Below are 14,396 nucleotides of genomic sequence, written 5' to 3'. Positions count from 1 at the left end.
ACAGGGGCGGCCTGATGTCCACGATTCCCCTCGTCCTCAAGCTCCTCGTGGTGGCGACCTGTGTCGAGTGCGTGGTGCTCCGGCGGCGCATCGCGTTCCGGAGCGCACGGGAGGAGAACACCCTTCTCGACCTTTTCTCGGCGATGCCTCCGCTACTGCAGCTCGAACTGTCCGCGGCGCTCTCGGTCGTCGTGTGGGCGCCGCTGATGTGGCTGTCGCACTGGCCGCTCGATGTCGCCGCGGAGCTGGTCGGAGTCGGAGCGCTGATCGTCGTCGGACTGGCGCTGGGTCTGGCCAAAGGGGCTGAGGCCGTGCTCGGCGCCGCTGTCGTCTTCGGACTCGTGACGCCCGACGACCGGCTCTTCACCGGTTTCGTCCTTCCCGCCGCCGCCGCGTACCTGATTCGAGTGGTCCACACCGATCCGGACTTCTGGAGGACCGGCGTCCAGCAGATGCGGGCTCTCTCCCGGCAGACGGCCGACCTCGCCCCACCCACACTGCTGGACCGGTTCTGGCAGGCCGTCCTGGCGGCCGTCGCGGCGCTCCCCGTCGTAGCCGTCGCGGCCTTGCCCATGCCCGGCGCCACCGTCACCGACCAGATCCTGCGGTGGACGGCAGCGGTGATGGTCACCGGGCAACTCGCCGGCACCCTCTGGTCCGCGGCTCCGCTGCCACGAACCTTCCGGCACATCCAGACGGGAGCCCTGACCGCGTCCGTCCTGGTCGCCGCGGCGGTCGCCGCGAGTCCGTTCGGTGGGTGGCTGGCACATCTGTGGTCGCTCTCGTTGCCGGGCGTGGCCGGCGGCCTGATCCTCGCCGTGATCGCCGCACTCGCCCACCTGGGCTATGTCCACGGTCGCGGATGGTGGCAGGCGGGGGCGCTGCTCGTCAGGCTGCCACTCGCCGCGGCCGTCTTTCCCTTCGCCTTGGGAGTGGCCTTCCAACCGGGGCACGGACGGATCGTCGCCGCGACGCTGCTCGTGACGGCGGAGGCCGCGGCGGCCGCGGCGGGACGGCGAAGGCCTCGACCCGACCACGCGAACGCCGCATGGGCCGCGAGGACGGCCGGTTGGCCCCTCGAGAAGTGGACCTACCAGCTTCGTCCCTGGCAGTACGACGCCTTTCTGAGACGTCCGGGCAAGCCTGATCACCTGCTGGTGCGCACCTACGCGAGTTTCGCCGTGCGATCGGCCCGCGGCGAGATGATCACCGGACAGGACTATCTCGTCAGGGACTCCGGGCTCCGGCGACCGCTGTCCGGGGCAGCCGCCCTGGTCTGGGCGGACCTCGCCACACGCGCCCTGGACCTGGTGGACGAGCAGGTCGTCCCGCGTTATCCCCGCGAGCACCTGGAGACCCTCCGCAAGGCCCAGCGGAACACCCGAGCCGACGTCGCCTATGCCACGGGGATGGTCCTCGCGTACGCCGAGCACTGGCCGAAGGCCTACGGAGAATTGCGGAACGCCGGCGATCTGTACCGGAGGATCGGCGCGACGCACAGGGCGGCGCTGACCACAGCCGCGGCGGCCTATATCTCCGCCGCGCACCTCGCCCGACCAGGATCGGCGGGCCGCGACCTGGAGACGATCCCGGGGCCCGTCGCAGGCGACCCGGCGATCGAGTACGTCACCACGATCGCGCGGGCGGCCATCGAGCGGTGCGAGCCTTCGCCCGGTCCATCGCTGGACGACGCCGTCCTCCTCGTGTCCTTACGCCGGGACCCGGGCGCTCCTGTGTGGGGCCGCTCATTCCGGATCGCCCTGCTGGAACTGCTGGACCAGGCGCGAAACGGCGCGGCGGATCTGGTTGACTCCGCGAGTCGGCGCAACCGGCCCAGGACTCGCGGCTCAGGGCGACTGCGGTAAATACGTTGCGAGGTTCCTGGTACGGCGGGCATCCTCGGATGATCGAGCGGCGGCGAGCGCTGCCTGGACCTAAGGAGGGCTGACGAATGGCCATCACTGTGCTGCGGCATGTCCGCGTCAGTCCCACCTCACCGTTCAGGAGCACTCCCGTTGTCTTCCGAGTACGAACTCATCGATACCTCCTCCGACCTCGACTCCCGCTGGGCCGACTCCACCAGCGGTGAAGGCGAACCAGATCCGGCCGACGCGTACGTCTTCGAGTTCCACTCGATCGACGAGGAGCTGGGGCCGGATCAGCGGTGGACCACCTGGCCGGACGTCGAGCGCGGCTGTCGCGGCCCGGAACCACGCCCCTCGTGGGTCGTGACGGAACAGGCCGCGATCGATACCGAGCTCGGCATCCTCAAAACCGGTAAGGAAGCGGACGTCTTCCTGCTCGAACGGGCCGTCGAAGCCATCGGCGACAGCCCGGCGAAGTCCTCGCTGCTGGCCGCGAAGCGGTACCGCACGGAGGAACACCGGTCCTTCCACCGCAGTACGGCGTACGCCGAAGGCCGCCGTACCCGCAACAGCCGGGACAGCCGGGCGATGGCGAAGAAGACCGCGCACGGGCGCAGTGTCGCGGCCGGTCAGTGGGCGTACGCCGAATGGGATGCCCTCAACCGGCTCTGGAAGGCCGGCGTTCCGGTGCCGTACCCCGTGCAGGTGGACGGCACCGAGCTGCTGATGGAGTTCATCGACGACGGCGAGGGCGGTGCCGCGCCACGGCTCGCCCAGGTCCGGCCGACGAAGGAACTGCTCGGCCGGTACTTCGAGCAGCTCCGCGACGGGATGCGTGAGCTGGCCCGCGCCGGGCTGGCGCACGGCGACCTGTCGCCGTACAACGTCCTCGCCCAGGGGGAGCGCATCGTGATGATCGACCTCCCGCAGGTGGTCGACATCGTCGGCAACCCCAAGGGGATGGACTTCCTGATGCGCGACTGTCACAACATGGCCGGCTGGTTCACCAACCGCGGCCTGGAGGTCGATGAGCAGGAACTGTTCGCCGATCTGCTCGCGATGGTGTTCTAGATCCCCGTCGTGCAGAGGCCCAGCTTGACGAGCGTGTCCGCGATCTTGAGTGCCTCTTCCGGCGTGGGGGAGAGCTCGCCCACCTTCAGTGGCCCGTCGTGCAGGCGGCGGCACGTCTCGGCGATCTCCCGGGGCAGGCGGAGTTCGCCGGTCCCGGTCGTCAGCCGTCCGTCGCCGGTGAACACCGGCCAGGTCCCGGGGCGCAGGGAGATCGGATCCGACAGGGCGATCGGTTCGTTGAGCAGCGCCTGCCGGAAGAGGCCGGTGCCGAGCCCGTCGGCGAAGGCGGTCCGGCCGTAGATGATCCGGTGAACGGAGTCCGGGGCGGCGCGGTCGATCAGCGCCGCCGAGAGCAGGCCCGCGTACTTCCCGACCATCGGCGCGACCCGTTCGGCGACGTCGCGCCCCAGGGGGAGCGCGCCGGCGAAGGCGTCGGACCGGAGGATCTCCTGCGTCATGCCGCGGAGCAGGTCGGCCCAGGTCATGGTGTTGATGCTGATCGTGAGGTGGATCGACGACGAGTCGGCCGTGCGCACCAGGTGAGGCATGCCGCGGGGCACGTAGAGGACGTCGCCCTCCCGCAGTTCGTACAGCGACGACGAGGCGCCCAGGTCGGTGAGGACCTTTCCGCCGCCGGGATTCGGCACGATCGCGTCGAACAGCTCCCACCGCTTACCGCCGTGGATCTGGACGATGATGATGTCCTGGGCGTCGCAGTGGACCTCGAAGGCCCGCGCGTGCGGCGGCGCCGCGTAGACGTTCGCGTCCACCGGATGCCCGAGGTCGGTCTCGATGTCCTTGCAGAGCTCGTGCAGGTGCGGCAGCAGCAGGTTGACCGTGCCCAGCACGATGGTCGCGCCGCCGCGGAAGAGCCGGACGGCCTTGACCGGGTCGACGACGTCGCCGAGGTCCGCGTACCCGAGCGTCGACTTCGACACGTACCGGTCCGCCGGGATGACCGCCCCGTCCTTGGCGATCCGGACGCCGGGCGTCCGGAGCGCGCTGCCGGTGAGGACCCGGTCGATGTCCTCGACCGAGATCAGGTTCGGCAGCTCCGACGCGGCGCCGGGCCGGTGGAGCGCCGTCCTTCCGAGGTGCCGGGAGAAGAATTCGTCGACGTCTCCGACGAGGGTGGAGAGTGCCGTCACTGCGAGAACTCCTTCTTATCGTCGGCGGTGGAGGCCGGCGTGTCGACGTACTGGTCGGCCTGCAGCCGGTACATCTCGGCGTAGGTGCCGTCGTCGGCCATCAGGCTCTCGTGCGTGCCGTGCTCGATGACCTTTCCCTGCCGCAGGACGTAGATCCGGTCCACACGGCGTACGGAGGCCAGCCGGTGCGTGATGAGGATGACCGTCCGGCCGTCCGCGGCCAGGGTTCCGACCTTGGCGAAGATCTCCGTCTCCGCCCGGGGATCGAGGGCGGAGGTCGGCTCGTCGAAGACGAGAACGGGCGCGTCGCGGAACCACGCGCGGCCCAGGCCGAGGCGCTGCCACTGGCCGCCGGACAGCTCGGTGCCCCCCATGAACTCCCGGGCCAGCAGGGTTTCCCAGCCGTCGGGCAGCGACGCGGCCACCATGTCGGCGCCGCTGGCCAGCCCGGCCCACCACAGGCGGTCGCGGTCGCGGGCGTGGTCGGTACGCCCGATGGCCAGGTTGACGCGCGCGGTGAAGGGCCAGCGTGGGAAGTCCTGGGCGGCCAGGGCGATCCGCTCGAAGACGCTCTGCCGGTCCAGCAGCTCGATGGGCGTCCCGCCCCAGGTCACCTGCCCGCCGCTGGGCAGGTAGAGGCCGGAGAGCAGCTTGGCCAGGGTGCTCTTGCCCGAACCGTTCTCCCCGACGAGCGCCACGATCTCGCCCGGCCGGATCACGACGTCGACGCCGTCCAGCGCGGGCCGCGTCTTGTGCGGATAGACGAAGCTGAGGTTCCGGGCGCGGATCTCCACCGGCCCCGGCGGAAGCGGCAGCTCGCCGGTGTGCATGGCGCGCTCCTCCGCCTCCGTGCACGCCCGTTCCCATTCGAGGACGAACAGCCCCTGCTCGTACATCTGGTTGGTCGACATGATCAGGCCGATCAGGCTGGTCCGGCCGGTGCGGATGGCCATCACCGCCGCTCCGGCCACCGCGAGCGGGACGGTCCCCATGAGGAGGAGCGCGCCGAGGGCGGCGTAGGTCGCCATGCTCGCCAGGCCCGACAACGCGTCACCGGCCAGGACGCCGCGCGCCTCGGCCCGGCCCAGCCGTTCCTGCTCCTCCTCGGCCACCGACGACAACCGGTCGTAGTGCGCGAGCAGGTACGGCGCCGCACCGTGCGCCCGGATCTCCGGGCCGGTGTTCGGGCTGCTGAGCAGGTCGCCCAGGACTTCGAGCTGACGTGTCAGGTCCATGTAGCGCTTGGCCGAGGCGAACCGCGCCCGCGCGGCCCGTACGGCGCTCCAGCCCTTCGGCGCGATCGTCGCCAGGAGCAACGGCAGGAGGACCGGGTGCAGCACCGTGAGCACCCCGGCGGAGGCCACCAGGTTGGTCAGGCCCGTGAGGAGCGCGATCGCGTTCGTGATCACGACCCTGGTCGCCCGGGTGCCCTGGCGGGCCGCCCCGAGCAGGTTGTGGAAGCCGGCGTCCTCCAGGGCGGCGAGTTCCACCTTCGCGGCCCGCTCCAGCAGCCGCGTGTACGCCAGGCGTTCGGCGCGCGGGCCGAGGCGGCTCGCCGCGGCCTTGCTGCTCGCCCGCATGGCGCTGGCCGTCCCGGCGGCCAGGGCGATTGCGATCAACGCGGGCGCGGCGGCGAGCAGCCGCTCCCGGGACGGGCCGCCGGCCATCAGCGGCACGAGGACACGGTACGTCGCCATCAGCGTCACGACGGTCGCGACGCCCCCGATGAGTTCGGCGGTCACGATCGCGGCGAGCGCACCGGGGGCGGCCGTCCGCCCCAGCCGGACCGTGACGGCCAGCAGCCGCGGGAGCTCACGGGCCATCGTGAAGAAGCCGACCCGCAGTCCGGCCCCCTCGTGACGGAGCTGGCCGAGGGCAAGGCGGATGCCGGAGCCGAAGAGCTCGTCGCGGGTCTCCTCGAGCGCCGCGCCGGCGCGATGCCGTCCCATCACGCCACCAGGAACGGGCGAGCGGCCGGATCCGGGCGGTCCCCGGTCACCGTCAGCAGCGTCAGCGCGACACCCGCCGCCCCGGTCAGCAGGCCCGGGCCGTCGGTGTCGAAGCCGAGCGGCAGGTCCGGGTCGAAGGCGCCGAGGATCCGGTCGAGCAGTTCTCTCGCGGGCGCCGCGAACCGCGGGTCGTCAACCGCGAAGGCCGCCGTGACCAGTAGCAACCCGCCGAGCCCGTGACAGAGGTTCGGCGAGTCGCCGATGCCCCAGGCCTCCGGATGGTCGAGCAGCGCCGCCATCGCCTCACGGGCGAGTTCCTGGTAGCCCGGCTCGTCCAGGGCCCGCCCGGCGAGCCAGAGGGCGCGGGCGATCCCGGGGACGCCGTAGCACCACGACGCCCGGCGCGGCGACGGCAGCCGGTCTCGGCCCGCGATGCCGGCGGGCCACGCGATGCCCCACTCGTCGGTGTGCGCCGCGTCCCGCAGCCAGTCCGCGATCCGCGCGATCGTACCGGCGGGAACATCGGCGTGTTCCTCGCTGAGCAGGGCGAGGAGCGCCAGCGGGCCCGCGGCGCCATGGGCCAGGCCGCAGTCGGCGTAGCCACGGGGCAGGGACCAGGCCTGCGGGACCCGGTGCGGCGGCACGTGGAACGGCGGGTCGCCGTCGGCGGCCTTCGCCAGCGACCGGACCACGGCCTGCCGTTTCGACGGCAGCGGCCGCATCAGCAGATAGACCCCGACGCCCGTGACCCCCTCGATGAGGTCATGGTTCTCCACCAGAGCGATCGCCCCGTCCACCTTCGCCAAGAGGTTCCCGTAGCGGCCGGTCCCGCCTTTCAGGAGCGCGGCGGCCACACCGAGGCCGGCGAGGCCGCGGTTGAACAGCCCGGCCGGTCCGGCCGTCGTGAGCCCGCTCCGCAGGAACCGATGGCCGATCTCGTCCCAGCCCGCCTCGGGCTCGAGCCCGTGCAGTGCCGCGTAGAGCTGCGCGCATCCGGCGTGGTCCGGCCGTGCCGTGCCGTCATGCGTTCCCCGCAGGGCAAGGCGAGCCGCCACGTCGCCTGCGATTCGTCGGGCGGCGGCTCGCCGAGCGGGATCGATCAAATGCACATGCCGGGGGCCATGGCGCCGTACGTGGGGCTGCAGGTGCCGCAGTCCTGCGTCCCGGTGCAGGTACCGCTCCAGGACACCTGCGTGCCGCAGGTGTTCTCACTGCCGCTGCACGACTGAATCGGCGTGACGGAGTCCGATTCCATCAGCAATTCGATGTCCAGGTCGAAGATGCTCTCATCCACATCCGGAGATGCGACCGGGGGCATATGTAATCCCTTCTGTAATGAAGAACGCCGCAGGTTCGGCGGCGCGCGGAGAGTCTGCCATGGTTCGCTTACCGATCGCTGACGTCGCGAAATCGCGCCTTTTCGCCTAATCGCGCTGGTACCTTCTGGGGCGGGTATCGCGACTATTCGCTTAACGGATCTGGTCAGATATCCGAGTTCAATCAGCGGGCACGGAGAGATGTTGCATGACAGATATGCCGAGACTCAGGGCCGCCGAACGCGTGCTGGTACGGATGAGCGTGCTGCCGGCGGACTCGGCGGCGCGGACCCGCAGCGATGGCGACGACCCGGCCGGTTACCTCCGCTCGATGATCGCCGACCCGCTGGTCCGGGAGGCGATCGCCGTGTCCAGCCCGTCGCTGACGCACACGCTCGACGCGCTGGAGGCCGGGCGGCCGGTCGACCCCAAGAAGCTGCGGCGTGCCGTGATCTCGGTCTCCCGCTACGCGCTCCGCATGGCGACCCGTGCCACGCCCTTCGGCGTCATGGCCGGCGTGTCCGAGGCGCGCTTCGACCACGCGGCCAAGGTGGAGTTCGGCGGCGACCACCGGAAGAGCGCCCGGCCCGACGTCGGCTGGCTGCACGCGCTGGTGCGCGACTGGGAACGCAAGCCCGAGGTCGTACGGCGGCTGCGCGTGGTCCGCAACAACCTCTGCTTCATCCGCGGTGACCGGCTCGTCCTGCCGCACCTGCCCGTGGGCGACGACGGACCCGCGCTCGAGGTGTCCGTGCGGCGCACGCCCGTGGTCGAGGCGGTGATCGAGCGGGCGCGCCGCCCGGTGCGATTCACCGAGCTGACCGAGCACCTGCGCGCGGCGTTCCCCCAGGGGTCGCCGGAGGCCGTGGAGCGGCTCTTGTTGCAGCTCGTCGAGCGGTACCTGCTGCTCACCGAGCTGATGCCGCCCGACGACGCGGACCCCGTGCGGCACGTTCTGGACCGCCTTCCCGCGGGGGAGCGGACCGGGCTGGAGGAGGCGGCCGCCGCGCTGGACGCCTACGCGGTCACCCCGATGGCCGAGGGGCTGGAGGCGTGGAACGCGGTCCTCCGCACCACCCGGCGGCTCGGTGACAAGCAGCACGCCCCTCACGTCGACGTGAGGCTCGACGCCGATGTCACCCTTCCCCGGGCGGTGGCCGAGGAGCTGGAGTCCGTCGCCGCGGTCCTGACTCGCGTCACCCCGCCCGACCGTGCGGCCCCGCACATGCGCGCCTACTACGACGACTTCGTGGACAGGTACGGAACCGGCCTGCTGGTGCCGGTGAAGGAACTGCTGGACCCGGAGAAGGGGATCGGCACTCCGGCCGGTTACCGCACGTCGACCCGCGATGTCGCCCGGCCGGAGCCGAACCGGTACCGCGAGCGGGTCTTCGGCGAGCTCGCCCAGCGCGCGCTGCTGGACGGCGCGCACGAGGTCGAACTCGACGCGGAGATGATCGACCGCCTCTCCGGCGCCGACGACGGACGCCTGCCGTCGACGCTGGAGATCGGGGCCCACCTCCTGGCCGAGTCGGTGACCGCGCTGGAGAACGGCGACTTCCGCCTCGCCCTGGCCACGATGCCGCTGTCGCGCCGCGCGGGCGCGCTGAGCGGCCGCTTCGCCTACCTCCTCGAAGGTCTCCGCGACCAGACCGCCCGGATCCTGCACGATGACCGCACCGTCCGGCCGCAGCTCACCTTCCAGGCGAACTGGACACGGGTCGCCAACGTGGCCCGGGTGCCGCTGATGACCGACCACAGCCTGCCGGTCGGGACGTTCGCGGACCCGGGCGACCCCTCCGTGATCGACCTCGACGATCTGGTCGTCGGCGCGGCGCACGGGCGCCTGTTCGTGCACTCGCTGAGCCGTGACACCGAGATCGCTCCGACGACCGTTCACATGCTCGTCGTGAGCCGGGTCGGCCCGGAGATCGCCCGGTTCCTCTACGACGTGACCGAGGCCCGTCACCGGGCGTGCAACGCGTGGACCTGGGGAGAGCTCGACGCGATGCTGCCGTTCCTGCCCCGGGTCCGGCACGGCCGTACGATCCTGGCGTCCGCCACCTGGCGGCCGGCCGTCGGCCTCATCGACGCCGGGCTGACCGAGGCGGAATGGCAACGCCGCCTCGACGCGTGGCGCGAGCGCTGGCGCGTGCCGACCGAGGTGTTCATGACGAACGGCGACCACCGCATCGGGCTCGACCTCGACGCGCCGCTGCACCGCCGGATCCTCCGCCACGAGCTCAGCCGCCGCCCGAGCACACTGCTGGTCGAGTCGCCCGGCGGGGAGGGGTTCGGCACCGGCTGGTCGAACGGGCGCGCCAACGAGGTCGTCGTCACGTTGAGCACGGGCCCCTCCGAGCCGCCCGTCCGTACGTCGGCGACGGTGCGGAGCCGCCCGTCGGCGCACCGGCCGGGCGGAGAGTGGCTGTTCGTCAAGCTGTACGCCTCCGCCGACCGGCATGCCGACCTGATCGGCCAGCGGCTGCCGGCGTTGCGGGCGGCGTTGCCGCCGTCGGTGGACCGGTGGTTCTTCATCCGGTACTTCGATCCCGAACCGCACCTGCGGCTCCGGTTCCACGGCAGCCCGGACCGCCTGAACGCCGAGGTCCTGCCGCTGGTGCACGACTGGGCGGACGAGCTGTGCCGGGCCGGGCTCGCCCGGACGACCATGCTGGACACCTATGAGCCCGAGGTCGAACGCTACGGCGGGCCCGAGGCGCTGGAGGCGGCCGAGCGGGCCTTCCAGGCGGACAGCGAGGCCGTGATCGAGCAGCTCCGCCTGCGCCTTCCCCTGCGGCCCGAACTGCTCGCGGCGGCGAACTACGTGGACCTGGTACGCGGCTTCGGCGACCCGGACTGGCGGGACTGGTACCTGAACGCCTACCCGAAGGGCGAGCACCACGCCGCCTTCCAGGCGATGCGCCGGACCGCGATCGAGGTCATCGACGGGCGGAACGTCGATCCTCGCCTGGCCGAGATCTGGGCGCGCCGCCGGCCCGCCGTGGCGGCGTACGGACAAGTGATCCGTTCGCTGGACCGCCGGCCGCCGCTTCCCGCGCTGTTGCACATGCACCACAACCGGCTCGTCGGCGCGGCCCCGGAGGCGGAGGGCGCCTCGTACGCCATCGCGCGGGGCGCGCTCCAGGCCCTGCGGGACAGAGACAGGCACGCGAAGTGAGGCCGGGCGGAGTGACCACCGGCACCGTGCGGACGGAGGCGGCGGAGATCGTCGCGGAGGTGGCGCGGCGGCTGGCCGACCCGGCCGCCGTCGCGCGGATCACCGAAGGCGCGGTCGACCGGTTCCCGGACGGCAGGACGCCCCCGACCTGGCATCCGGCCGCGCTGAACGAAGGATGTCTCGGAATCGCGCTGCTGCACGCCGAACTGGGCGACCGATCGAGCGCGCACGCGTACCTGGCCCGGGGGGCGAAGGCCGCGATGCCCGGGCAGGGAAGCCTGTTCGCCGGCCTGCCCGCCGTGGTGTTCGCCACGCGCGCTGCGGTGAAGCGACCCGGCGACTACGCGAGCCTGCTCGGCCGCGCCGAACCCGCGGTCCGCGCCGCCGCGGACGAACGAGCCCGCGAGGAGATCGACCGCATCACCGCCGGCCGGCCCGGCACCGCCTTCGCCGCGTACGACGTCGTGCAGGGGCTCACCGGCCTGGGCCGGCTGCTGCTCGGCACCGGGCACGCCGAGCCGGCGGTGCGGTACCTCATCGCCCTCACCGAGCCGGTGGAGGTCGACGGCGCCCGCGTGCCCGGCTGGTGGGTGCCCCACGCTCCGCTGAGGAACAGGCCCGACGGAGAGGGTCATTTCAACCTCGGCCTGGCGCACGGAGTCGCGGGTCCGCTGGCCCTGCTGGCCATCGCCCACCGGGACGGGCTGCGCCTGCCGGACCAGGAGGCGGCGATCGAACGGATCGTCACGTGGCTGCTGGAGTGGCTCCACGAGGATTCGTGGCCATCGGTCGTCGGCTTCCACCGGCAGCTCCGCGGCCCGGACGGATCGACGCGGCCCGACCGGCCCAGCTGGTGCTACGGCGCGCCCGGGATCGCCCGCGCGCTCCAGCTCGCCGGCCTCGCGCTGGACCGCCCGTCGTGGCGGGAGACGGCCGCCTCGGTGCTGCGCCGCGCGCTCGCGCGTCCCTGGGACGAGTGGGACATGATCGACGCCGGCCTGTGCCACGGCTGGGCGGGCATGCTGCACATGACGCGCCTGATGGCGGCCGACGACGGCGCCGACGACCTGCACGATGCGGTCGACGGGCTCGCCCGCCGGGTCGTCGGCTGCTTCGACCCCGAAGCCCCGTTCGGCTTCCGGTACGCCGCGGGAGCCGGCGCGGCGGTCGCACCCGACCGCGCGGGCTTCCTGGAGGGCGCGGCCGGCATCGCGCTCGCGCTCCACGGTTACGCGAACGACGGACCCGCGAACACCGGCTGGGACACGGCCCTGCTGCTGAACTGACGGTGAGCGGGTACGACGCGTCGCCGTCCCGGCGCTCGGGTCGTCCTGCGCGGCGAGCGGGACGCGTCCGAGCACGGCCCCGCCGTTTCGGGCAGGCGGCTCGTTTCGTGCGGTGAGCGGGCGTGTTCGGGTACGGTGCGGCCGTTCCGGCGGGCGGGTCGTTTCGTGCGGCGAGGGGACCTGTTCGGGCAGGGTGCCGCCGTTCCGGCGGGCGGCTGGTCTCGCACGGCGAGGGGACGCGTTCGGGTACGGTGCAGCTCTTCCGGCGGGCGGCTGGTCTCGCGCGGTGAGCGGGCGTGTTCGAGAACGGTGCGCCGCCGTGCCGGCCCGCTGAGCGCGTGCGTCGCCCCAGCGTGGCCGGCGGCTCCGCTGCCCGCCAGGTCCGTGCCGGCCCCGTTCCCCGTCCCGGCCCCGCCGATGGGATCGTTCACGCCCGGCAGGTCGGTGCCGGAACCGTCATGCCCGTAACCCACCGGTGGCGTTCATCCGACTGCTGCCCCCACCGGGCCGGTGTCCTCGCCAGTTTGATCACCTTGGCCGGTCCCTGCTCACACGGTATGGGATTGTGAGGCGGCGGGGAGCAGCGTTGGGGCACCGTTCGGCGCCGTATCTCCGGCGGAGCCGTCCGCCCGACGAGAAAGGAGCGGGTTGTGAGGGAAAGCCGTGACGGATGGAAGGCTGTTTCCGACCCGTCGGCATGGGTCGGCGTAGTCTTCGTCGACATTGACGGCACCCTCGTACCGGCCCCCGGCTCCGCTGTCCACGTAGCCCGATATCTGGGCACGGAGGAGGAGATGGCCAAGGCCGAGGCAGCCTACGCGGCCGGTCAGTTGACCAACCCCGAGATCGCGGCGGTGGACGCCCTCGCATGGGCGGACCGCACCGAACGGGAGATCGACGACTGGCTGACTCAACTGCCGCTCGTCGACGGAATCGCGGAGACGGTCCAGTGGTGCCGTGCTCATCGTCTGCTGCCGGTACTGGCCACCCTGGCCTGGCAGCCGATCGGGAAGCATCTCCGGAAGAGGTTCGGGTTCGCCGCCTACTGCGGACCTGAGCTGGAGATCCTCAACGGGGCCTTCACCGGCCGAGTGCGGACCACCTTCGATGAGTTCGATAAACGCGACTTCGCGCTCCGCTACGCGAAGAACCTCGGCTTCGGCCCGTCCCAGTGCGCCGCCATCGGCGACAGCCGGTCGGACCTACCGCTGTTCGACGAGGTCGGCCTCAGTGTCGCCTTCAACGCGGACCAGCAGGCGCGTGACAGGGCCTCGACGACGGTGGACGGCGGGGACCTACGGGCCGTGACACCGCTTCTGGCGGATTGGCATCAGCGCATTCGTTGAAGGCCGTGCAGGACGTGGATGGCCTCGACCGGCGCGCGCCGGCGAAAGCTTCACCGCGTTCGCCGATCGCGAGTCGCCATTCCACGCACACGGGCTCGCCACTTAAGGAACGAGTCGCCACGGCGCGCATGCGTGGTCGCCATTTCGCGTACTCGGGCCCGAACATTGCCGTCCCGTGACCAATCGGCGATTGGGTGAGCTCCGCTCGGAACTCGCGGAGGGAATTCATGACGTCCGGATCGATCCAACGGGCCGCCGACGAGGCGGGCCTGGGCGGGCTCATCGAGCCCTTCGCGCTGGAGGGCGGCTGGGGCAATCGGGTGCTGCGGAAGTTCACGGTCGCCCACGTGTACGAGAACGGCTGTGTCTACGGCCACCACGAGAAGGACACGGCCGACGCCGTCCGGTGGGCCGACGTCGCCCGGTTCGTCCAGCGGGTGACCGAGAAACGCACCAACGGCTCCTACACCAGTACCACCTACGACTTCGACGTGGTGCACACGGACGGCCGCCTGTTCAACCTGGTCGGCGTGGGGACCCGGCGGAACTCCTCCGGACTCGAACGGTTCGCCGAGGTCGTCGGGCCGCTGGTGACCGAGGCCCAGCTTCCGCGGTTCCGGGAGGCCCTCGCCGGCGGCGAACCGGTCGAGTTCGGCTGGTTCACCGTACGGCCCGAGGGAATCGGACGGGGCCGCAAATCGCTCCCGTGGGCGGAGCTGGAAGAGGTGAACGTACACGAGGGCAAGGTCGGCGTCCGCCGGCACGGCAAACGGCTCAACTGGGCGAAGGCGGGCGTCCCGGACGTGCCCAACGTCGGGGCGTTCCTGACCCTGACCCGGGAGACCGACGACGCCTCCTGGCGGCGCTGACATGGAGTCGGCGGCACGGGCGCTCGCGAGCGCCGTCGCGGTGACCGTGACGGCCCTCCTCACGTACCTCTCGATCGCGCATGGCGTGCACGACCTCGGCGCGACCCCGGACCTCGACCACGTGACCTGCGGCTACGCGACGGGCGTCAATGAGATGTCGCCGGGCGACAAGTGCGTCACCGGCCACGGCACCTTCGGCTACGAGGAGATGGCCGAGCACCACGCGCACGGTGTCCACCAGCACGGCTGGTTCTTCATCATCCTCGGGAGCGTGCTCGGCCTCGCCGGGCTGCCGCTCGTCCCGGCCTTCGTGGTGTACACCGGCCGGGCCCTGCGCCGAGGCACGGCCGGACCCTGACCGGCCG

At 71.8% G+C, this 14,396-nt stretch carries 11 protein-coding genes; 8 read left to right on the top strand and 3 right to left on the bottom strand.

Annotated elements, in window-relative coordinates:
* Window positions 1-14 precede the first annotated feature (14 nt).
* Complete coding sequence (locus QSK37_RS19980; protein WP_285623164.1) at window positions 15-1,865, top strand: hypothetical protein; 1,851 nt, start codon at window positions 15-17, stop codon at window positions 1,863-1,865.
* A gap of 150 nt (window positions 1,866-2,015) precedes the next feature.
* Complete coding sequence (locus QSK37_RS19975) at window positions 2,016-2,936, top strand: serine protein kinase RIO (protein WP_285623161.1); 921 nt, start codon at window positions 2,016-2,018, stop codon at window positions 2,934-2,936.
* Here QSK37_RS19975 and QSK37_RS19970 read toward each other — a convergent pair.
* The 3 genes from QSK37_RS19970 to QSK37_RS19960 are packed head-to-tail and all read right to left on the bottom strand — an operon-like array spanning window position 2,933 to window position 7,088.
* Entirely contained in the window at window positions 2,933-4,084 is a 1,152-nt protein-coding gene (locus QSK37_RS19970) for a JmjC domain-containing protein (RefSeq protein WP_285623159.1), read from the bottom strand. The genes QSK37_RS19975 and QSK37_RS19970 overlap by 4 nt on opposite strands.
* Window positions 4,081-6,033, bottom strand: a complete 1,953-nt coding sequence (locus QSK37_RS19965; protein WP_285623156.1) for an ABC transporter ATP-binding protein — start codon at window positions 6,031-6,033, stop codon at window positions 4,081-4,083. Before QSK37_RS19965 ends, QSK37_RS19970 begins: the two co-directional genes overlap by 4 nt.
* Complete coding sequence (locus QSK37_RS19960) at window positions 6,033-7,088, bottom strand: lanthionine synthetase C family protein (protein ID WP_285623154.1); 1,056 nt, start codon at window positions 7,086-7,088, stop codon at window positions 6,033-6,035. Before QSK37_RS19960 ends, QSK37_RS19965 begins: the two co-directional genes overlap by 1 nt.
* Before the next feature lie 48 nt (window positions 7,089-7,136).
* Here QSK37_RS19960 and QSK37_RS19955 point away from each other — a divergent pair, with 48 nt between their 5' ends.
* The 6 genes from QSK37_RS19955 (at window position 7,137) to QSK37_RS19930 (ending at window position 14,389) form a co-directional block, all read left to right on the top strand.
* Window positions 7,137-7,262: a hypothetical protein gene (locus tag QSK37_RS19955; RefSeq protein ID WP_285623152.1), complete on the top strand. Its 126-nt coding sequence runs from the start codon at window positions 7,137-7,139 to the stop codon at window positions 7,260-7,262.
* Between the two features lie 304 nt (window positions 7,263-7,566).
* Window positions 7,567-10,530 (top strand): lantibiotic dehydratase, encoded by a 2,964-nt coding sequence (locus QSK37_RS19950; RefSeq protein WP_285623150.1) that lies wholly within the window; start codon window positions 7,567-7,569, stop codon window positions 10,528-10,530.
* A gap of 11 nt (window positions 10,531-10,541) precedes the next feature.
* Window positions 10,542-11,816: a lanthionine synthetase C family protein gene (locus tag QSK37_RS19945; protein ID WP_285623148.1), complete on the top strand. Its 1,275-nt coding sequence runs from the start codon at window positions 10,542-10,544 to the stop codon at window positions 11,814-11,816.
* 650 nt (window positions 11,817-12,466) lie between these two features.
* Window positions 12,467-13,162: an HAD family hydrolase gene (locus QSK37_RS19940; RefSeq protein ID WP_285623145.1), complete on the top strand. Its 696-nt coding sequence runs from the start codon at window positions 12,467-12,469 to the stop codon at window positions 13,160-13,162.
* Window positions 13,163-13,389: 227 nt separating this feature from the next.
* Complete coding sequence (locus tag QSK37_RS19935) at window positions 13,390-14,031, top strand: DUF6585 family protein (protein ID WP_285623142.1); 642 nt, start codon at window positions 13,390-13,392, stop codon at window positions 14,029-14,031.
* 1 nt (window position 14,032) lies between these two features.
* Complete coding sequence (locus QSK37_RS19930; protein ID WP_285623139.1) at window positions 14,033-14,389, top strand: hypothetical protein; 357 nt, start codon at window positions 14,033-14,035, stop codon at window positions 14,387-14,389.
* The last annotated feature ends 7 nt before the right edge of the window (window positions 14,390-14,396 follow it).

This window comes from Actinoallomurus iriomotensis, assembly GCF_030269445.1.
In the GTDB taxonomy this organism is placed as follows: domain Bacteria; phylum Actinomycetota; class Actinomycetes; order Streptosporangiales; family Streptosporangiaceae; genus Actinoallomurus; species Actinoallomurus iriomotensis.
This window is presented reverse-complemented; position numbering and strand designations above follow the sequence as displayed.